We start from the raw sequence: 20,189 nt of genomic DNA, 5'->3' as shown, positions 1-20,189 counted from the left end.
CCACGCTGTCCCAGTCGTCGGCCGCAGCGAGGTTGTAGGTGGTTGAACTGCTGGCGGAAGAGGTGCCGTTCTTGTTGAGCAGGCTGTCAACGGCCGCGATGTCGGCGCCCGCCAGGGTGAAGGTGAAGCTGGTGGCAGACGTGACTTCCACATTGCCGGTGGTCGATAGCGTACGGGTGGCGCCACCTTCACCCGTGATGGTCAGCTTGGAGACCGTGATGTCGTTCGTTGCACCGATGGTCTTGACCAGGTTGGTGCCGGTGATGGTAAAGACGTGGGTGGTGCCGTCGTAGGTGGCTGATGTGATGGTGGGGGCCGTGACGTTGCTGACGGTCACACCGTTGCCGGTCAGGTCAGCAGCCGCCGAGGTCGAAACATCCCAATTGGCTGCGGCCGCCAGGTTGAAGGTGGTGGTGTCCACCGCCGTGGTGCCGTTGTTGTTCAGGATGCCGTTGATGGCCAGTTTGTCGGCTGCGTTGAGCGTGACCGAGAAGGCGGTGGCGCTGCTGGCGGTGACGTTGGCGGTGGTCAGCGTGTAGGAGCCAGCCTGGCCGGTGAGGCTGAGCTTGGAAACATCAATGGTGTCGCCCGCGACCATGTTGACGCCCGTGACCGACAGGACGCCCGTTGCGGCATCGTATGTGGCGCTGGTGATGGTGGCACTGGGCACGTTGCTGACCGTGACACCGTTGCCGGTCAGGTCAGCGACCACCACGGCCGCATCTGCGCCTGCGGCCCAGTCTTCCGCTGCAGCCAGGTTGTAGGTGGTGGCATCCGAAGAGCTTGTGCCGTTCTTGTTGGCGATCGCATTAACGCCTGCCCGGTCGGTGCCGTTGAGTGTCACGCTGAAGCTGGTGCCACTGGTGATCTCTACACTGCTGGTGGTCAGGTTGTAGGTGGAAGCCCCTTGTCCCTTGAAAACCAGTTTGCTGACATCGATGTCGTTGTTAGCCCCGTTGAGCTTGAGAAAGCCCGTCCCCGTGACGACCAGCACGCCGGTTGAAACGTCGTAGGTGGCGCTGGTGATGGTCGGCACGGCCACGTTGCTCACCGTCACGCCGTTGCCTGTGAGGTCTGCGACCACCACGGCCGAGTCTGCACCTGCAGCCCAGTCTTCTGCGGCCGCCAGGTTGTAGGTCGTGGCTCCCGTGGAGCTGGTTCCGTTTTTGTTGGCGATCTGGTTGATCGCTGCCAGGTCCGTGGCGTTGAGCGTGACCGTAAAGCTCGTTGCGCTGGTGATCTCCACGCCGGTCGAGGTCAGAAGGTAGGAGCTGCCACCTTCGCCCACAAACGAGAGTTTGCTGGCATCGATGTCGTTGTTGGCCCCGTTGAGCTTGAGAAAGCCCGTCCCCGTGACGACCAGCACGCCGGTTGAGGCGTTGTAGGTGGCGCTGGTGATGGTCGGCACGGCCACGTTGCTCACCGTCACGCCGTTGGTGGCATCCGAGATATCGCTGCCATTGATGACGGTGTTCCAGTCATCTGCGGCGGACAGATTGAAGGTGGCGCCACCGGTGGAACTGGTTCCGTTCTTGTTCAGTATCTGCTCCACCGCCGCCTGGTCGGTGGCATTCAACGTCACACTGAAGGTCGTGGCATTGGTGACGTCCACATTGGACGAGGTCAACACATGGGTGGAGCCGCCCTCGCCTGTCAGGGTTAGCTTGCTGACCGTGATGTCGTTGCTACCACCGGGTGCGCCCACCATGTTAGCTCCGGTCACGGTCAGCATGTGGGTGCTGGCGTCGTAGGTAGCCGAGGTGATCGTGGGTGGCGTGACGCCGCTGACAGTAATACCGTTGCCAGTGAGGTCGGCTGGTGCACTGGCCGTGGAATCCCAATTCGCCGCTGCCGCCAGGTTGAAGGTGGTCGTGTCTACTGCGGAGGTTCCGGCTTTATTCAAGAGCCCATTGACCGCCAGTTTGTCAGCGGCGTTCAACGTCACCGAGAACGCGGTGGCGCTGCTGGCGGTTGTTGTGCTACTGGTCAGCGTGTAGGTAGCGCCGCCTTGGCCGGTGAGTGTGAGTTTGCTCGGGTCGATGGTATCGCCCGTCGTCATGTTTGCACCGGTGACGCTCAACACCCCAGTACTGGCGTTGTAAGTGGCGCTCGTGATCGAGGCTGCCGGTGGCTGGATGTTGGCCAGAACAAAGTCGTCCAGCGATATGTATTTAACCTTATTGCCATTGCTCGTGGCTGTCATGACGATCTGGGTAACCCCGGTCATGCCCACAAAATTCAACGGATTGACGGCACCGCCAGCACCGGTAACGGTTTTGAAATTGGTTGCAATCAGATTATTTTCGGCGTCGTACCCCTTAAAAACCAAATCCTGAGCTACAGCCTGCATTATAAAATTTACAGAAACCGCATCAAATTGCTGACCATTTTGAAAAGAGAATACAACAGATGTCTCGGTGCCGGTGTCGTTGAAATCCATCGTGACGTACCCAGCGGGGTCACTGGAGACGTCCTCCGCTGTTCCATTGATACGAAATAAATAGGATGAATTGCCGTTAACTTGATAGATAACATCGCTCGATGCTCCATTCACATAGTTGCCAGGATTTCCAGGCGCATTGAAGTTGGCTGTCGTATTAAAATTAAGCGTGGCATTCGTAATATTTAGCACGTCTGCATAATCTCGTGACAGCGCCAGACTCGCAATCGACTGCGTCTCAATATTTCCCGCCTTGACTTCCAGGTCCCAGTCACCTTGCAGTTGGGCGCTCCCTGTCAAATTGTTGGATGCCGCAACATCCGCCCCCGTGGCGATGGCCAACTGGTTGACAAAAGCCTGCCCATTTCCAGCGCCCACATCACAGCCATACAGCATGATGTCCGCACCCTTGTTCAGACTCTGGCCTATGCCCTGCAACTGTGCGGCATGAGTAGAGAGGTTGTCCTGGTCCAGAAACAGTGCCCCCAGGTTGACCGATGCTTCCTTGCCGTGCGAAATGATGTGAATCGCATCAATATTGCTGCGGCCCACCAACAGGTCGACCATCTGCTGCAGTCCGTCTTCGCCAGCGTCGAGAACGTGAACCTCCTTGCCAGCACCGATGCTTTGCAACAGCGTGGCCATATCACCCACATTGCTTTCAACAAAGACAATCTCCGTGCGCACCGGCTGGGCCGCATTCATTGCGTTGGCACCCCAAAGTGGATCGCTCAAGATCTCCAGATGCGCCAAGTCTGGCGACCCCATACCCGAGGCCTGGGCGCGGTTGCCAGCATGGGATTGAATGGCGAGGTTCATGAATGTCATGGCAGAGGTTTGGCTCATACAGTGGCGTCCTTCAGTGCGGGCTTAGGTGCAATGACGTTGGCTGCGCTCCCGCTGGGATCGCTCCAGAAAGTCATCTTGGAGAATTTTTCAAACAAATCGGGGGGGATAATGGTGCGCCGCTCGGAGAACTCGACTTTGGGTCGCACTCGGTGCAGCCCCGGCAAGCCCAACTGCAAATCAAAGTCTTGGGCGTCATAGGCCAGCTTCTCAAAGTCATGCACAAACTGGGGTTCACCGATAAAGTCGTACAGCAGGCCAATGACTTTCTCCGGCGCCTGGGCGAGCAGGTCATAGTCAATGACCAGGATCGACTTGGCATGCTCACCATAAAACGCCTCCCGCAAAGCGGCCCAGGAAAAACCTACCAACTGGTCGTGCTGCGCCAATCCCTCCAGCCGCTGGTACACGGTACTGCGTGACATGTTGCTACCGAACAGTTTGGTGTTTTCGTAGGGATTGCTGCGATATTGCCGCTCAATACTGTCCATGATCCAGGCCACATTGCGTGCACAGGCAATGATTTTTGCATCAGGAAACAGATCCAATAGCATGGGCAGCTTGGCACACCACACGCGATTGGTGTCAAAAATGACGCCTTTGTCGCGCTCCTTGCGGTAGTAGGAATCAAACAGGCCGGTGAGAATATCTTTTCTTTGTACGTTGTCGACTTGCGTGGCAAATTCACTGCCCGCACTGACTTGCGTAAGGATGGAGTTCACGAAAGCGCCCACCGGGCTGGACATTCCGGCTTGGAAACGGGGGTTTTGCCGCAGGATGGCGGCCAGCAAGGTGGAGCCAGAACGGGGCAAGCCCGAGATAAAGTGGTAGCGGGGAGGGGTCGAGAGTGCCATGAGAAGAGCGATAAGTCGGGTGAACGCCGGCGCCTAGGCCCGGAGCAGTTGCTGCACAACAGCAGGCAATTTGGTCTGGCTGGTATCAATGCGCAATGTGGGCGCCACGGGCGCCTCATAGGCCGCCTGTATACCGGTCATCTGTGTCAGCTGGTTGGTCCGCGCTTTCGCATACAGGCCCTTGGGGTCCCGCTGCTCGCAGATTTCCAGCGGGGTGCTCACATGGATTTCCTGGCAGCGCTCCACGCCTATCGTGGCGTAGGCGGCGGCGCGTGCTGCGGATGCGGGGGAGACCATGGCCACCACGGCGTGGATGGCATTGGCGTTGAGCATGTGCGCAAGGTGTGCTGCACGGCGCACGTTCTCTGCCCGGCTGGCTTCGTCAAACCCCAGGTCTTTGCACAGGCCCGTGCGCAGTTCATCCCCGTCAATCACGCAGGCGGGTTCTCCGCGCTCACGCAAGGCTGCTGCCAAGGCTTGCGCCAAGGTCGTTTTGCCGGAGCCTGGCAAGCCTGTGAGCCACCAGGTGGTGGCCGTTTCTGGTTTCATAAGAAAAGAAGAGAGGCATCCAGCACTCCTGCGCGTTCCGCAGGTACCGCTTGTGGGCACGCAAGGCCCAGGCCTCAAAGGATTAACAATTTGGAGACCATGGGTTTTAACCAATGCCCCCTATGTTGTCACTCTTTATTTCCCCGAAAAATCTCGTCCCACGGCCCTGAAAAACCGCGACTTTTGTCCGTCCTTCATAGGAAGAGACCCAAAACAGCTGCGCGCATGGAGCGAGAAAAGTCACAACACCCGCACCCATATAAGCAGATCCGCTTACTAGGGTTTTTACCGCCCGCCCCCTACAATCGCAGACCCTTACAAAGCTGACAGCCCGCTGCAGCCCCACTGCGGCACGGTTTTTTGCTTCATCCTGACTGACTTTTTGACTGCGCTGGAGACACTGAATGCCCGAGAACACCACGGCCGAGAACAACAACAATCCCGACAAACGCGCCCAGCTGCGCCGCGCCGCTCTCGAGTACCACGAGTTTCCCAAGCCCGGCAAGATCGCCATTGCCGCCACCAAGCAGATGGTCAACCAGCACGATCTGGCCTTGGCCTATTCGCCCGGCGTGGCCGCACCCTGTGAAGAGATCGTCAAGGACCCGGCCAACGCGTTTCGCTACACGGCGCGCGGCAACCTGGTCGCTGTGATCAGCAACGGCACCGCCGTGCTGGGCCTGGGCGACATCGGCGCGCTGGCCTCCAAGCCGGTGATGGAAGGCAAGGGGGTGCTGTTCAAGAAGTTCGCCGGCGTGGACGTGTTCGACATCGAGATCGACGAGAAGGACCCCGCCAAGCTGGTGGAAGTGATCGCCGCGCTGGAGCCCACCTTCGGCGCCATCAACCTCGAAGACATCAAGGCCCCTGACTGCTTCTACGTGGAGCGCGAGCTGCGCAAGCGCATGAAGATCCCGGTCTTCCACGACGACCAGCACGGCACGGCCATCACCGTGGCGGCCGCCATGGTCAACGCGCTCAAGGTGGCGGGCAAGAAGATCGAGGACGTGAAGCTCGTGACCAGTGGCGCGGGCGCTGCGGCGCTGGCCTGCCTGAACCTGTTGCTCAAGGTGGGCGTGCAGCGCAAGAACGTGTTCGTCACCGACCTGGCCGGCGTGGTCTATGAAGGCCGTGAAGAGCTGATGGACGACGACAAGCGCCAGTTCATGCAAAAGACCGACGCGCGCAAGCTGGCCGAGGTGATCACCGGCGCCGACGTGTTCCTGGGCCTGTCGGCCAGCAACGTGCTCAAGCCCGAGATGGTCGCGACCATGGCCGAGCGCCCCGTGATCTTCGCGCTGGCCAACCCCAACCCCGAAATCATGCCCGAGCTGGCGCACAGCGTGCGCAGCGACATCATCATGGCCACGGGGCGGTCGGACTACCCCAACCAGGTGAACAACGTCCTGTGCTTCCCCTACATTTTCCGGGGCGCGCTGGACTGCGGCGCCACCACCATCACCGATGAGATGGAAATCGCGGCCGTGCACGCCATCGCCGAGCTGGCCCAAGCCGAGCAGAGCGAGGTGGTGGCCGCCGCCTACGTGGGCGAGAAGCTGTCCTTCGGCCCCGAATACCTGATCCCCAAGCCGTTCGACCCGCGCCTGATGATGAAGATCGCGCCGGCCGTGGCCCAGGCGGCCATGGACAGCGGTGTGGCACAGCGCCCCATCACCGACATGGACGCCTACCGCGACCGGCTGCAGACCTTCGTCTACGCCTCGGGCACGACGATGAAGCCCATCTTCGACGCGGCCCGCACTGCGGCCAAGAAGCGCGTGGCCTACGCCGAGGGCGAGGAAGAGCGCGTGCTGCGTGCCGCGCAGATCGTGGTGGACGAGAAAGTGGCCCGCCCCACGCTGATCGGCCGCCCGGCCATCATCGCCCAGCGCATCGAGAAGTTCGGCCTGCGCCTGAAGGAAGGCGTGGACTACGACGTGGTCAACACCGACTTCGACCACCGCTATAACGACTTCTGGCAGACCTACCACCGCATGACCGAGCGCAAGGGCATCACCCAGCAGGTCGCCAAGATCGAGATGCGCCGGCGCCTCACGCTGATCGGCTCGATGATGCTGCACAAGGGCGAGGTGGACGGCCTGATCTGCGGCACCTGGGGCACCACGGCCAACCACCTGCTGTACATCGACCAGGTGATCGGCAAGCGCGCGGGCGGCGCCGACAGCACGGCCCAGGACGTGCCGGTGTACGCCTGCATGAACGGCCTGATGCTGCCCGGCCGCCAGGTGTTCCTGGTGGACACGCATGTCAACTACGACCCCACCCCCGAGGAACTGGCCGAGATCACCGCCCTGGCCGCCGAGGAGATGATGCGCTTCGGCCTCAAGCCCAAGGCCGCGCTGCTGTCGCACTCCAACTTCGGCACCAGCAACCACCCCAGCGCCGTGAAGATGCGCCAGACGCTCGCACTGCTGCGCCAGCAGGCCCCCTGGCTGGAAGTGGACGGCGAGATGCACGGCGACGTGGCGCTGGACGGCAAGGCCCGCGCCGCCCTCATGCCCAGCAGCGAACTCACGGGTGATGCCAACCTGCTGGTGTTCCCCAACATCGATGCCGCCAACATCGCCTACAACCTGCTCAAGACCGCGGCCGGCGGTGGTATCGCCATTGGCCCCGTGCTGCTGGGGGCGGCCAAACCGGTCCACATCCTGACACCCAGCGCCACCGTGCGCCGGATTGTGAACATGACAGCGCTCACCGTGGCAGACGCCAATGCTTTACGGTAAGCCATAGCAAGATAGCAAGCACTAACTATATAGGCTTGCATAACCCCTCAGCGTCTGCCCAATCTTTGTGCAGACGCTTGCTTTTTGGGGACCGTTGAGCGACACTAGCGGCTCGAAATTTCGGGTTAACCCGTAGTTTCTGAAAGGTTTCGTTGATGCTGAAGGCTGTAGCCACCCGGGCGCGCAAAGCAGGGTTATTGTGTGTTTTGGGTGTTGCGTTCGTGCTGTCCCCGGTTGCGGGACACGCCCGAAAACCCCCGTCCGAGGGCGGGTCCATCACCCCCATCGCACTGGCCGAGTTGCCGCCCCAAGGGCGGTCAACCTATGCACTGATCCGTGAAGGCGGGCCCTTTCCGTACGACAAGGACGGAACGGTTTTCGGCAATCGCGAGCGGCTGTTGCCCGCCCACAAGCGGGGCTACTACCGCGAATACACCGTCAGAACACCAGGATCGCGTGACCGGGGAGCCCGGCGCATCGTGTGTGGCGGCAAGCCCCGGACACCGGACGCCTGCTACTACACCGGCGACCACTACGCCAGTTTTCGCGAAATCGTCGAGTGACCCCGATGCGGTGCACGCCCACCAGCGCAGAGCTGGGAGCGCACATCGCACCCCCTTGAATTCCCCCACCCACAGGCCGCCCCGCGCAGCCTGGCGGCAAGCCAGAAGTTTGTGGACTTTATAAAGAAAGAGTAGCGGAGATGCAGACGCCACTTCGTAAAGACCTGGAAACGCCACTGCGTGGCGTGCGCACCAACATCGTGCAGTCCATTCGCGCCTTCCGCGTGCAGGACCTGCAGGATGCAGCCACCTCCATGGGTCATCATTTCTTGTACGCCAACCTGGCCCACGCGCAGTCCAAACAGGATGTGCTGGACCTGATTGCCGCGCAATTCACCTTCCCGTCGCACTTCGGCAAGAACTTCGACGCCTTGTACGACTGCATGACTGACCCTTTGCACAAATCGGGCCCACAGCCCGGTTTCATTGTGGTGCTGGAGCAGATCCCCGCCACGGGCAAGTTCGACAAGGAAGCGCGCGAGCAGCTGCTGGACATCTTCCGCGATGCCGCCGACTACTGGGGTGACCGCAAGATCCCCTTCCGGTGTTTCTATTCTTTTCTGTAGCCCGTTCTGCAACCACCAGCCAAGCAGAACGGGCGAACGAGGCTACCGGCACCAAGGGTGGTGTCGAGGGCATCGAAATCGGTGGTGACGCCGCCGAAAAAATGCCCACCGACAAGCTTGTTGACGTGTCTCCCATGGCGCTGCGCATGAGCAGCCCCTTCAATGCCGGGTACTGGCTGAGCGCCGCCTGAATTCGCCATCCCCCTGAGGCGCTGCGCGCCTTCCCCCTTCCCGAATGGCTGCGCCATTCGGGAAGGGGGACACCGCCAGCGCGGCGGGGCGGCCCTTGCGCGGCGGTCGCGGGTCTGGGCCGTGCCAGTTGCTAGCGTCCTGAGTCAAACCACCTGGCTATGTAGGCACCTCCGACGCCTCTCCCCCATCCGTTCGGGCTGAGCCTGTCGAAGCCAGGGCGAGCGGGGCCCTCTGAGACACTGCGCTGAATCCAAGGAAATCAGGCCCTAGCGCCCATCCAGCAAGCGCAAGTAGCTATTAAATCAAGAGCACTTCTGCGCCAGGGCCACGTATTCGTCCACGGGCACCTCTTCGGCGCGGCGCTGGGTGTCGAAATCGCCGGCGAACTGGCGCGCCTCCAGCCAGCGGCCCAGGGTGTGGCGTAGCAGTTTGCGGCGCTGGCTGAACGCCACTTGAACCAACTCTTCGAGCAGCGGCACGGACAGGGGCGCGGGCTCGGCACGCGGCACCATGCGCACCACGGCGCTGTCCACGCGCGGGGGCGGGTCAAAGCTCTCGGGGGGCACGAACAGCACGTTCTCCATGGCATAGCGCCACTGCAGCATCACCGACAGGCGGCCATAGTCGCCCGTGGCCGGCGCGGCCACCATGCGGTCGATCACTTCCTTTTGCAGCATGAAGTGCTGGTCTTCGATGACCTGCACATGATCGAGCAGATGGAACAGGATGGGCGTGGAGATGTTGTAGGGCAGGTTGCCCACCACCCGCAGCTTGAGGCCGGGCTGTGCGGCCTTCTCGCGCATCGCCTGGGCCAGCGCAGTGAAGTCGACCTTGAGCACGTCGGACTCGATCACGTCGAGCTGCCCGTGCAGCCGCAGGCGCAGGGCCAGGTCGCGGTCCAGTTCGATGACGGTGAGGCGCCCCAGGCGCTCCACCAGGGGCTGCGTCAGGGCGGCCAGGCCCGGCCCGATCTCGACCATGGGCTGGCCCGGCTGCGGTGCAATCGCCTGCACGATGCCGTCGATGATGCCGTGGTCGGACAGGAAATGCTGTCCGAAGCGCTTGCGGGGGATGTGTTTCAACGCGGCCTTACCTGTTGTGTCTGAACTGTCTGTGTGGGGGCAGGGGCGTGGGCGCCGCCGCTGCGCTTATTGGGGTGGGTCCCGGTATTCCACGTAGGCGCGCCCGCGCAGCTCCTGCGCCCAGGTGGCATAGGCCTCGTCGAGCTTCTTCTCGCGCACGGCGCTGCGCGCCATCTCGCGCTGCTCACGCGGGGTGAGCTTGGCCTCGCGGCGCTCCAGCAGCTGGATCAGGTGCACGCCAAAACGCGACACCAGGGGCTCGCTGATGCCGCCGGGCCGGAGGGTGTCCAGGGCCTGCTCAAACTCGGGCACATAGCGGCCCGGGCTCGCCCAGCCCAGGTCGCCGCCTTCCTTGGAGCTGCCGTCCTGCGAATGCTCGCGCGCCAGGGCCGCGAAATCGGCCGTGCCGCTCAGCACACGGCGGCGGTAGTCGGCCAGGCGGGCGGCGGCAGCGGCCTCGGACAACTGGGGGCCGGTGCGCAGCAGGATGTGGCGCGCATGGTTTTGCACCACCGTGGTGGACATGCCCGCCGTGACGCGCTCCACGACCTTGAGCACGTGGAAACCTGCCGGGGAGCGCACGGGCCCCACGATGGAGCCCACGGACAGGCCCAGCGTGGAGTTCACGAACAGTTCGGGGTAGCGGTCGGCCGGGCGCAGGCCCAGCAGGCCGCCCGCGCGCTGGCCTTCGGGCGCGTCGGAGATCTCACGCGCCACGGCGGCAAAGTCTTCGCCGGCGCGCACGCGGTCGGCGGCACGCTGGGCCCGTGCCTGGCGCTCGGCCATCTGCACGGGGCTGGCGTTCTCGGGCACCAGCACGAGCACATGGCCCAGGTTGATTTCCATGGACGCGACATCCGTGCCCTTTTGCTCTTCGCGCAGGAACTGGTCCACGTCCAGGTCGGATACCTTCACGCGGGCCTCCACCTCGCGCTCGCGCAGGCGCTGCTGCAGCAGCTGGTTGCGCAGTTCCTCGCGAAAGCGCTCCTTGCCCATGCCATCGCGGGCCAGGCGCGCATAGAACTGGTCCACCGTCATGTCGTTCTGGCGTGCCACGCCCTGTTCGGCCTGCGACACCGCGAAATCGTCCACCTTGATGCCCGTGTCGCGCGCCTGCTGGAGCTGGACCTTCTCCAGGATGATGCGCTCCAGCACTTCGCGCGCCAGCACGTCGCGGGGCGGCATGGCACCGCCCTGCTTGGCCAGCTGGGCCTCGGCCCGCACCAGGCGCGAGCGCACCTCGTAGTTGGTCACGGGCTCGGAGTTGACCACGGCCACGATGAAGTCTGCCGAGCGGGGCACCGTGTCCGCACCGGGCGCGGGCAGCGTGATCGACGGGGTGGCCGCCGGCCGCGCCGCGGGGGAGGACGGCGCGGACAGGCCGCTCTTGCCGGATGCCGACGCGCCGGAGGGGCGCAGGCCTTGCGCTGCAGCGCCTTGCAGGGTCAGGGAAGCCAGGGCGGCCAGGGCCAGGGCAAATGCACGGTGATTCATGGCGTTAGTCGTAGTTGCTGAACCGGCTGGGCGCCGAGACCTGCTCGCGCAGGTTCTGGTAGCGCGGCACATTTTTCTTGAAGGTTTCCAGCGGGCTGGAACCCAGGCTGAGGCGGGAGAAGCCCACGAACTCGATCTGGAACAGCAGGCGGGTGTTGGAGGTGGTCACGCTGCTTTGCAGGCGCTCCAGCACCACGCGGCCGATCCAGCAGCAGCTGTCGTACTCCAGCCCCACCACGGTGTCCACGAGCTTGCGGTCCTTGATGCTGTAGTTCAGGCGGCCCACGCTGTACCAGCGCCCACCGCCCTGGCCCCGGCCTGCACCCAGGTCCTGGCCCTTGTCGCCCCACAGGTCGTTCAGGGGCCATTGCCAGCCAACGTCGATCTGCTCGCTGGTGCCGCGCTGCAAGCGGTAGGCCGCACTCACGGTGCGGTAGTTGCCGGGGCTGTAGCGCGCGCCGATGGTCGAGCGCAGGGACTGGCCGGTCTTGGGGTTGTACTGCACCGTGGAGTCAAAACCCCACTGCGGCGTCCAGTTGATGCCCGCGCCCAGCAGCAGGTCGGACAGGCGCTCGCTCACGGGCGTGCCGCCGGGCAGCGTCACCTTCTGGTCCGAGAAGCGCAGGCGCTGGGCAATGCCGAAGCGCACGGCTTCCGCGCCCGTGGCGGGGTCGAGCAGGCGGGTGGTCACGCCCAGCGTGAGCAGGTTGTTGTCGGCCAGGCGGTCGTTGCCCCCGAACGCGTTCTCGGTGTAGATGGTGGCGAAATTGAAGTCATTCGCCGCCGTGTCGTACACCGGCAGGCGGCTCTGGTCGCGGTAGGGCGTGTAGGTGTAGAACGCGCGCGGCTCCAGCGTCTGCAGAAAGGCGCGGCCAAAGTAGGCGGCGTCGCGCTCGAACACCAGCCCGCTGTCCAGGCTGAAGGTGGGCAGGGTGCGGCTGGCAGAGCGGTCGCCGTTGGACAGGGGCGCATCGAACTGGTACTGCGTGGCGTGCAACTGCAGGCGCGGCGTGATGAAGCCCCCGGGCGACAGGAAGGGCCGGCTGATCTGCGCCATCGCATAGCTGCGGTTGGCATTGGGCTGGCCGGTGAGCGCACGGGCGGCCTCGAAGCGCGTGGCATCCAGCTCCACGCTGGCGTCCAGCCCGCCGCCCAGCTGCGACGGCACATAGCGCCACTGCAGCTGCGGCATGCGGTCATACGGCGGCACGATGGGCGAGGTCGCGTCCTGCAGCGTCTGCCACTTGAGCGTGCGCACGGTGGCCGACATGTCATTGCGCGCCCACGACAGCGAGGCGTCGTTGGGCAGCAGGCGCTGGCGCAGCGGCTCGGAGGCGCGGCCGAAGTCGCGCCAGTAGTTGTCGTCGCTCACGCGGTTGAGGTTGAGGTTCAGCCCCAGCCCGCCGATGCCGGTGTCGAGCACGCCCTGGTGCTGGCCCGAGAAGCTCCAGCGCACGCGGTCGCGCAGCCGGTCGGTGGGCATCACATCGCCGCTGATCTGCCCCTTGTAGGTGGGCTCGAGGTAGCGGAACTCCCCGCCCAGGTTGGCGCCGCGCTTGGTCATGAGCGCCGCGCGCAGCGTGGCGTCGCGGTTGGGGGCGATGTTCCAGTAATAGGGCTGGATGTACGCCAGGCCGTCGCGGCTGTCCAGGCCGATGGTGGGCGGCAGCAGGCCGGACTTGCGCTTGTCCGACAGCGGGAAGGTGATGTAGGGGATGGGCAGCACCGACAGGCCCTTGAACTCCAGCACCGCGTTTTCGGCGGTGCCCACCTCTTCCTCGTTGTCGATGCGGATCGTGGCCGCGCGCAGCACCCAGTCGGGCTCCCAGCTGTCTTCGTTGCCGCGCTCGCAGGTGGTGTAGGTGGCGTTGTGCACCACGGCCCGGTAGCGGTCGATGAAGTCCACGCGCGTGGCTTCGCCATGCGCCTGCGTGACCAGGAAGCGGTAGCGCGCGTCGCTGAAGAAGCCCTCGAACGCATCCACCCGCAGCTCCAGCGCCGTGCCTTCGTACACATTGCCCGCGCGGTTGATGCGCACCTTGCCGTTGGCCTTGGCCAGGTCCTCGGGCACGTTGTAGTCCAGCCGGTCGGCGTGGATCACGGTGTCGCCCCGGCGCAGCTCGGCATTGCCCTCGATCAGCGCATTCAGGTCGGTCTGGCCGCTGACATGGTCGCCCTTCACGAACACGGGCAGCTGGGGCCGCACGGCATCCGGGATCTTTTCCTGCAGCAGGGGCGAGGTGCGCAGCGCGGGCGGCGCATCCCAGGCACTGGGCGCCGGGCCCTGGGCCAGGGCCGCGAGCGGCCAGCCGCAGCAGGCCAGCGCCACGCCATAGGCCAGGGCCCGCGGCACGGGGGGACGCAGCCGCGCAGCCTGTGCCGTGGCGGGCCGGGGCCGAAGGGAGGGGGCGGTCTGCACGGTGGGGGGCTTGCAGCGTGGCACGTGGGGCGGTTGGGGCTGTGGCAGATGAAGAAAGGCCCGCCCCGGGCAGCGCGGGGGGCGCGCCCGGAGCGGGTTTGTAAAATCGGATTATCCATGAGCCACCCATTCCCTCCATCACCCGCCGGTGCGCCCCTGGGCGCGGCCGCCACAGCCGCCGCCTTGCCCCCCGTGGCCTGGCCCGACGCCACCCGCAAAGCGGCCTTTGACGCCTGGCTGGCCCCCCTGATCGGCCCCCAGCAGCTGCTGCCCGCCACCCTGCGCCCGGCGTCGGCCGACGCCAGCTTCCGGCGCTATCTGCGCATCGACAGCGCCACCGGCGCCAGCCGCATCGTGATGGATGCACCGCCCGACAAGGAAAACTGCCAGCCCTTTGTGCAGGTGCAGGGCCTCATGGCGGCCGCCGGCCTGAACGTGCCCGCCATCCTGGCCTGGGATGGGCCCGGCGGCTTCATGCTGCTGTCCGACCTGGGCCACCAGACCGTGATCGAGCGGCTGAACCCCGAGAAGCCCCAGGACGCCTACGCCTGGTACCAGCAGGCCACCGATGTGCTGCTGGACTGGCAAAAGGCCTCCACCCCCGGCGTGCTGCCCGCGTACGACGAGGCGCTGCTGCGCCGCGAGCTGGCGCTGTTCCCCGACTGGTACCTGGCCCGGCACCGGGGCGTCACGCTGGACGCCACGGAACAGGCCACGCTGCAAGGCGCGTTCGATGCCATCGTGGCGCACAACCTCGCGGCGCCCAGCGTCTACGTGCATCGCGACTTCATGACCCGCAATCTCATGGCCCCGGTCGAAGCAGGCGCCCCCCTGGGGGTGCTGGACTTCCAGGATGCGGTCTACGGCCCCATCACCTACGACATCGCCAGCCTGCTGCGCGACGCGTTCATCAGCTGGGAAGAGGAATTCGTCATCGACATCACCGTGCGCTACTGGGAAAAGGCGCGCAAGGCCGGCCTGCTGGGCGCCGCGAGCGCCAGCGGCTGGGGCGATGACTTCGGCGAGTTCTACCGCAGCGTCGAGTGGATGGGCCTGCAGCGCCACCTCAAGGTCGCGGGCATCTTCGCGCGGCTCACGCTGCGCGACGGCAAGCCCAAGTACCTGGCCGACGCGCCCCGTTTCATGGCCTACATCCGCGCCACGGCCAACCGCTACCGCCAGCTGGGCCCGCTGCTCAAGATGCTGGACCGCATCGAAGGCACCGAGCCCGTGGTGGGCTTCGCCTACGGACGGATGTGATGATTGACAAAAATCGGCCTCTAGCGCTTATCCATCAAGCGCTAACAGCTACCAAACCAATAGCATGCCCCGCTTTCACTGCCCCGCCCCGCTGAGCACCGGCGCCGAGCTGGACCTGCCCCCCGGCGCCGCGCGCCATGTGCAGGTGCTGCGCCTGCAGCCCGGCGATGCGCTGATGCTCTTCAACGGCGAAGGAGGCGAGTTCGACGCCACCGTGCTGAAAATGGGCCGCAGCGATGTGCGCGTGCAGGTGGGCGCACACCACGCGCAGGAGCGCGAGGCGCCCCGCGCCGTGCACCTGCTCGCAGGCATCACGGCCAACGAACGCATGGACTGGCTGGTGGAAAAGGCCACCGAACTCGGCGTGGCCAGCATCACCCCGCTGGTGGCCGAACGCAGCGTGCTCAAGCTCAAGGGCGAGCGCGCCGACAAGAAGATCGCCCACTGGCAGGCCGTGGCCGTGGCCGCCTGCGAGCAATGCGGCCGCAACCGCGTGCCCCGGGTGCACGACGCCATCGACCTCGCGGCCTGGGTGCGCACGCAGGCAGCACCGGCCGCCCCCACGGCAAAGCCCGCCCAGCGCCTGCTGCTGTCGCTGCGCCCCGGCACCGCGCCGCTGCACCAGGCGGCGGCTGCAGCCCCCGGGGGCGTGCCGCAGCCCGTGCTGTTCCTCTCCGGCCCCGAAGGCGGGCTCAGCAGCGCCGAGGAAGACCTGGCCCTGCAGCACGGCTTTGCCCCCGTCACGCTGGGCCCCCGCGTGCTGCGGGCCGAAACCGCGCCGCTGGCGGCCCTGGCGGCGCTCACCCTGCTATAGGGATGTTCTTCACGGACCCTCGCGCCGTGTGCATCTGCGGTGTCGGGCGGTCTGCCACGTTGTCAATGCTCGCCATAGCTACGGCTATGGCTGCGCTGGACGCCTTGCCGCCCATCCCGATCCGCAGCGCACACTTTCCGCTCGGTTCGTGAAGAGCCTCCCTGGCGCTATACACACGGCACCCTGCGGCCTAGAATGCCCGATCGGCCGCGCCCCGCGCGAGGCCCCACCCTCAGGCAGGAGATTCCATCTTGCGCCACCCCTCCCGCAGGCAGCGCCTCAGGGACGTGATCCTCTCCACCGATCCCCGGCGGGCCACGCTGGTCGGCATGGCGTTGCTGGCCCTGCTGCTGATGGTCAGCAGCGCAGGCGTGATGCTGCTGGTGGCGCATGCCAGCACGGCGGTGGACAGGCCTGCCGTGCACTGGTGGGCCGCCCTGTCGGTGGGCGGGCTGGCCGTGATGGCGGCGTTCATCCGCTCGGGGGCCACCCTGCAGCTGCGCGACCCCTCGCTCACCCTGCCCCAGATGGCCTGGACCATCACCAGCGGCGCCGTGGCCTATGTGCTGGCGGGCGAGGCACGCGGGCTGGTGCCCAGCGTGCTGGCCATGATCCTGTTCTTTGGCACCTTCGGCCTCACGGTGGCCGAGGTGATCGGCATCGGCACCTATGCGCTGCTGGCCTTCGCCTGCGCCATCGGGGCCGCCACCCGTTTCAGGGCCGACCCGCTGGGCTACCTCGACACCGCCTATGCGCTGATGGTGGTCATCGTGCTGGTGGGCTGCATCGCGCTGAACCTGCGCATCCACCGCATCCGTGCGCGGCTGCAGCAGCAGCGCGAGGCCCTGGCCCAGGCGCTGGACATCAACCGCGAACTGGCCACGCGCGACGAGCTGACCGGGCTGCTCAACCGCCGCGCCATGCTGGACCTGATGCAGCTGGAACACCGCCGCAGCCTGCGCAGCGGCCGCCCCCTGCTGCTGGCGCAGCTCGACATCGACCATTTCAAGCCCATCAACGACCAGCACGGCCACGCCATGGGCGACCGCGCGCTGCAGGCCTTTGCCGGCACCGTGCGCGCCAGCGTGCGCGACACCGATGTACTGGCCCGCTGGGGCGGCGAAGAGTTCGTGCTGATGCTCTGCGACACCCCCCTGGACGACGCGCGCGAGCTGCTCGAACGCGTCCGGCTGGCGGTGGAGGCGCTGGAGATCCCCCACGCCACAGGCACGTTGCGCATGTCGGTATCGGCGGGCGTGGCCTTGCACATGGCGGGCGACACCGTGGTGCACACGCTCGAGCGTGCCGACCAGGCGCTCTACACCGCCAAGGCCCTGGGGCGCAACCGGTGGGTGGTGGCGCCCAGCGGGCCGAGGCCCGCCGCAGGGCCGCCCCTCAACGCGCGGGTTTGAGCGCGCCGCAATCGGCAGCCAGCCACTTGCCGGTCTGTGCCATGTCCAGCTGGTCGGGCTTGCCGTGGGCGCTGGTCTGGACCTTGAACTGGCCCGTGTAGGCCGTGGGGCCGTTGAAGGTCAGGGTGCCCTCGCCCAGGGTGGGCGGCTGCCCCTGCGCACCCTGGCAACTGAAGCGCATGGTCACGGCGTTCGGCCCGATGCGCTGCACGGTCTGCGTGCAGCCCTCCTGCGCAGGAATGCGGTCCAGGTCGGCCTGCTCGGGGCTGATGCACACCTTCACCGTGCTGGTGCTGCCGCCCGCCCCCAGGGCCACGCCCTTCTGGGCCAGCATCTGTTCCATCTGCTGGCGTTGCGCGGGCGTCATGCCGGCCAGGGACTTCTGCATCTGCGCCATGGCCGCCTCCATCTGGCCGCTCTCGCTTTTCATCACCACGCTGTGCTCCCACAGCCCGGGGCGCATCTTCTGCACCTGGGCGTGGGCAGGGGCCAAAGCGCCGATCAACAACACAGCCGTGGTCAGGGCAATCGCAGGCGGGTGCATAGCGTGGTCTTCCAGAGTGGGGAATGGTGGCCAGTATCTCCAAGCCGCCCCGGGCTGCCAAGTGCAGCGTGCGCAAAGCGCCCCCGTCACGCGCTCAAGCGCTCAAGTGCTCAAGTGCGGCGGTGCACGCATCTGCTCGGGCGTGGTGAACCAGGCGCCAGAATCCCCCAGCCCTGCACGCGCCCGGGCCAGTTCGTGCCGCGCCACCGTGCGCAGGTGCACCTCATCGGGCCCGTCCATCAGGCGCAGCGCGCGGCCCCAGGTCCAGAACGCGGCCAGCGGTGTGTCGGGCGACAGGCCCATGGCACCAAAAATCTGCATGGCACGGTCCACCACCCGCTGCTGCAGGCGCGCGGCCACCAGCTTGATGGCGGCCACCTGGGCCCGCACCTGGCGCGCATCGGCTGCATCGCCCTGGTCCAGCAGCCAGGCCGCGTGCAGCACCAAAAGCCGCGCCTGGTCGATCTCGATGCGCGACTCGGCCAGCCACTCCTGCACGTTGGCCTGCTCGGCCAGCGGCTTGCCAAAGGCCGTGCGCTCCAGCGCGCGCTCGGTGGCCAGGCGCAGCGCCAGTTCGCACTGGCCGATGGTGCGCATGCAGTGGTGCACCCGGCCCGGGCCCAGCCGCGCCTGCGCCATCGCAAAACCCGCGCCCCAGTCGCCCAGCAGGTGGTCGGCAGGCACCCGCACGCCCTGCAGCAGGATCTCGCAGTGCCCTTCGGGCGCGTGGTGGTGCAGCACGCTGATGTTGCGCACGATCGACACGCCCGGTGCATCGGCGGGCACCAGCACCATGCTGTGGCGCGCGTGGCTGGATGCGCCATCGGCGTCTGCATTGCGGCACAGCACGATGAGCAGCCTGCAGCGCGGGTGGGCCGCGCCGGTGATGAACCACTTGCGGCCGCTGAGCACCAGCGCATCGCCCTCCCGCCGCACCGTGGTCTGCAGGTTGGTGGGGTCGGACGAGGCCACATCGGGCTCGCTCATCGCAAAGGCCGAGCGCGTCTGCCCCTGCAGCAGCGGCTGCAGCCAGCGCGCGCGCTGCGCGGGTGTGGCAAAGCGGTGCAGCAGCTCGATGTTGCCGGTGTCCGGTGCCTGGCAGTTGAACACCTCGGCCGCCCAGGGCAGGCGGCCCATGGCCTCGGCCAGCGGCGCATAGTCGAGGTTGCACAGGCGCGTGCCCGGCTCGTCCTCCCGCAGCGTGGGCAAAAACAAATTCCACAGGCCTTCTTCCAGCGCCAGGGCCTTGAGGTCGTCCAGGAACGGCGGCGGGTAGTCGCCCGCCGCCACGGCCGCATGCCAGGCGGCGTTGTAGGGCAGCAGATAGCGGTCCATAAAGGCCGTGAGGCGTTCATGCAGTTCACGGGCCAGGGATGAGGGTGCGAAGTCCATGGGGCCATTGTGAAAACCGCGCCGGCACGCGTCACAACCCATGCGACACCGGGCTTGACCCAGGTCACGCGCCCGGGCGACGCCATGCCCGGCCTGCATGCATGCATGCATGCATGCAGTAGCTACTATTTTCATAGCTGATAGCGCTTACCCATAAAGCGCCAGCAGGCATTTTTTCTAGATCAATCACCCTGGCGCCCGGTACCATCGCACCATGAGCACGCACTACGAAACCCTGCACCCCGCCAACAGCTACCGCGAGGCGTTTGCGGTGGAACCCCCTGCCACACTGGGCGAGCGCCATCTGTGGCCGCGCAAACCGGGGGGCTTCATCGTCCATGCAGCAACGGCAGCAGCGATGGCCCACCCGCCTGCGGCCGGAGAGGCCACAGCAGCCCCCACCGCCGAAGGCCAGGCCGATGCCGACACCACCCGCGTGCTGGTGCCTGCGCAGTGGGGCCTGGTGCCGCACTGGGTCAAGTCCGCGTCCGACGCGAAGCTGCGCGCGCCCAAGCTGGCCCACGCCAAGTCCGACCTGGCCTCCACCGGCACGGCGTTCCGCGACGCATGGCTGAACGGCCAGCGCTGCATCGTGCCCATGCAGGCGTTTTATGAAGACGACTTCCGCACCGGCAAGGCCGTGCCCACCCGCATCGCCCGCGTGGACGGCAAGCCCATGGGCGTGGCCGGCCTGTGGGCGCGCTGGCAGGGCAGCGACGGCGAGGTGATCGTGAGCTACTGCCTGCTCACCGTGAACGCCAACAACCACGCGCTGCTGCAGCGCTACCAGCAGCCCGGCAGCGAAAAGAGCATGCCCGCCATCCTGAACGAAGGCGCCTACGACGCCTGGCTCACGGCCCGGCCCGACAAGGCCAAGGAGTTCATGCGCCAGTACGCACCGCAGTGGCTCACGGCCAACCCGGTGGAGAAGAAGGCGGACAAGGTGCCCAAGGGGTGGCTGGACTGAGGCCTTTGATCCCCCTCCCCACCGTTCACGCTGAGCGTGTCGAAACGC

General features: G+C 65.8%; 16 protein-coding genes. 8 read left to right on the top strand and 8 right to left on the bottom strand.

Features of this window, described 5'->3' with window-relative positions:
• The 3 genes from DBV10_RS14385 to cysC all read right to left on the bottom strand — a co-directional run.
• Window positions 1-3,286, bottom strand: a 3,286-nt coding sequence (locus tag DBV10_RS14385) for a DUF4347 domain-containing protein (RefSeq protein ID WP_124514302.1), incomplete at its 3' end; no start/stop codon positions are given.
• The gene (locus DBV10_RS14380) at window positions 3,283-4,140 is read right to left on the bottom strand and encodes a sulfotransferase (RefSeq protein WP_124514301.1); all 858 of its coding nucleotides are present in this window, start codon (window positions 4,138-4,140) and stop codon (window positions 3,283-3,285) included. The genes DBV10_RS14385 and DBV10_RS14380, both read right to left, overlap by 4 nt.
• Before the next feature lie 33 nt (window positions 4,141-4,173).
• Complete coding sequence (cysC, locus tag DBV10_RS14375) at window positions 4,174-4,689, bottom strand: adenylyl-sulfate kinase (RefSeq protein ID WP_124514300.1); 516 nt, start codon at window positions 4,687-4,689, stop codon at window positions 4,174-4,176.
• Window positions 4,690-5,093: 404 nt separating this feature from the next.
• Between cysC and DBV10_RS14370 the strand changes: the two genes are divergently transcribed.
• The 4 genes from DBV10_RS14370 to DBV10_RS14355 all read left to right on the top strand — a co-directional run bounded on the left by DBV10_RS14370 (window position 5,094) and on the right by DBV10_RS14355 (window position 8,756).
• Window positions 5,094-7,436 (top strand): NADP-dependent malic enzyme, encoded by a 2,343-nt coding sequence (locus DBV10_RS14370; RefSeq protein ID WP_124514299.1) that lies wholly within the window; start codon window positions 5,094-5,096, stop codon window positions 7,434-7,436.
• A gap of 155 nt (window positions 7,437-7,591) precedes the next feature.
• On the top strand, window positions 7,592-7,999 hold the full coding sequence (locus DBV10_RS14365; RefSeq protein WP_124514298.1) for a ribonuclease domain-containing protein: 408 nt from the start codon (window positions 7,592-7,594) through the stop codon (window positions 7,997-7,999).
• A gap of 140 nt (window positions 8,000-8,139) precedes the next feature.
• Window positions 8,140-8,565, top strand: coding sequence for a barstar family protein (locus DBV10_RS14360; protein ID WP_015016366.1), 426 nt, complete (start codon window positions 8,140-8,142; stop codon window positions 8,563-8,565).
• Complete coding sequence (locus DBV10_RS14355) at window positions 8,544-8,756, top strand: hypothetical protein (RefSeq protein WP_124514297.1); 213 nt, start codon at window positions 8,544-8,546, stop codon at window positions 8,754-8,756. The genes DBV10_RS14360 and DBV10_RS14355 overlap by 22 nt, the downstream gene beginning before the upstream one ends.
• A 303-nt stretch (window positions 8,757-9,059) precedes the next feature.
• Here the strand turns inward: DBV10_RS14355 and rsmA are convergent, their stop codons facing one another.
• The 3 genes from rsmA to DBV10_RS14340 all read right to left on the bottom strand — a co-directional run bounded on the left by rsmA (window position 9,060) and on the right by DBV10_RS14340 (window position 13,752).
• Window positions 9,060-9,839: a 16S rRNA (adenine(1518)-N(6)/adenine(1519)-N(6))-dimethyltransferase RsmA gene (rsmA, locus tag DBV10_RS14350; protein ID WP_124514296.1), complete on the bottom strand. Its 780-nt coding sequence runs from the start codon at window positions 9,837-9,839 to the stop codon at window positions 9,060-9,062.
• A gap of 66 nt (window positions 9,840-9,905) precedes the next feature.
• A complete protein-coding gene (locus tag DBV10_RS14345) occupies window positions 9,906-11,333 on the bottom strand; it encodes a peptidylprolyl isomerase (protein ID WP_124514295.1) in 1,428 nt (475 codons plus the stop codon).
• 4 nt (window positions 11,334-11,337) lie between these two features.
• Window positions 11,338-13,752 carry an LPS-assembly protein LptD gene (locus tag DBV10_RS14340; protein WP_370451173.1) on the bottom strand — a complete coding sequence of 805 codons (2,415 nt, stop codon included), beginning with the start codon at window positions 13,750-13,752 and terminating at the stop codon, window positions 11,338-11,340.
• A gap of 117 nt (window positions 13,753-13,869) precedes the next feature.
• Here DBV10_RS14340 and DBV10_RS14335 point away from each other — a divergent pair, with 117 nt between their 5' ends.
• The 3 genes from DBV10_RS14335 to DBV10_RS14325 all read left to right on the top strand — a co-directional run bounded on the left by DBV10_RS14335 (window position 13,870) and on the right by DBV10_RS14325 (window position 17,238).
• Window positions 13,870-15,012, top strand: coding sequence for an aminoglycoside phosphotransferase family protein (locus DBV10_RS14335; protein WP_124514294.1), 1,143 nt, complete (start codon window positions 13,870-13,872; stop codon window positions 15,010-15,012).
• A gap of 64 nt (window positions 15,013-15,076) precedes the next feature.
• On the top strand, window positions 15,077-15,826 hold the full coding sequence (locus DBV10_RS14330) for a 16S rRNA (uracil(1498)-N(3))-methyltransferase (protein ID WP_124514293.1): 750 nt from the start codon (window positions 15,077-15,079) through the stop codon (window positions 15,824-15,826).
• Window positions 15,827-16,077: 251 nt separating this feature from the next.
• A complete protein-coding gene (locus tag DBV10_RS14325; RefSeq protein ID WP_233589929.1) occupies window positions 16,078-17,238 on the top strand; it encodes a diguanylate cyclase in 1,161 nt (386 codons plus the stop codon).
• On the opposite strand, the gene DBV10_RS14320 is transcribed toward DBV10_RS14325, so the two are convergent.
• A complete protein-coding gene (locus DBV10_RS14320) occupies window positions 17,222-17,782 on the bottom strand; it encodes a DUF3617 domain-containing protein (RefSeq protein ID WP_124514292.1) in 561 nt (186 codons plus the stop codon). The two genes, DBV10_RS14325 and DBV10_RS14320, sit on opposite strands and share 17 nt — an antisense overlap.
• Window positions 17,783-17,884: 102 nt before the next feature.
• Window positions 17,885-19,174 carry an acyl-CoA dehydrogenase family protein gene (locus DBV10_RS14315; protein WP_124514291.1) on the bottom strand — a complete coding sequence of 430 codons (1,290 nt, stop codon included), beginning with the start codon at window positions 19,172-19,174 and terminating at the stop codon, window positions 17,885-17,887.
• A 214-nt stretch (window positions 19,175-19,388) separates the two neighbouring features.
• On the opposite strand from DBV10_RS14315, the gene DBV10_RS14310 reads away from it, so the two are divergent.
• On the top strand, window positions 19,389-20,141 hold the full coding sequence (locus DBV10_RS14310; protein WP_124514290.1) for an SOS response-associated peptidase: 753 nt from the start codon (window positions 19,389-19,391) through the stop codon (window positions 20,139-20,141).
• Window positions 20,142-20,189: the final 48 nt, after the last annotated feature.

This window comes from Acidovorax sp. FJL06 (assembly GCF_003852545.1).
Taxonomy (GTDB): Bacteria; Pseudomonadota; Gammaproteobacteria; order Burkholderiales; family Burkholderiaceae_C; genus Acidovorax.
The sequence above is the reverse complement of the archived record's forward strand: the minus strand, read 5'-3'. Positions and strand labels throughout refer to the sequence as shown.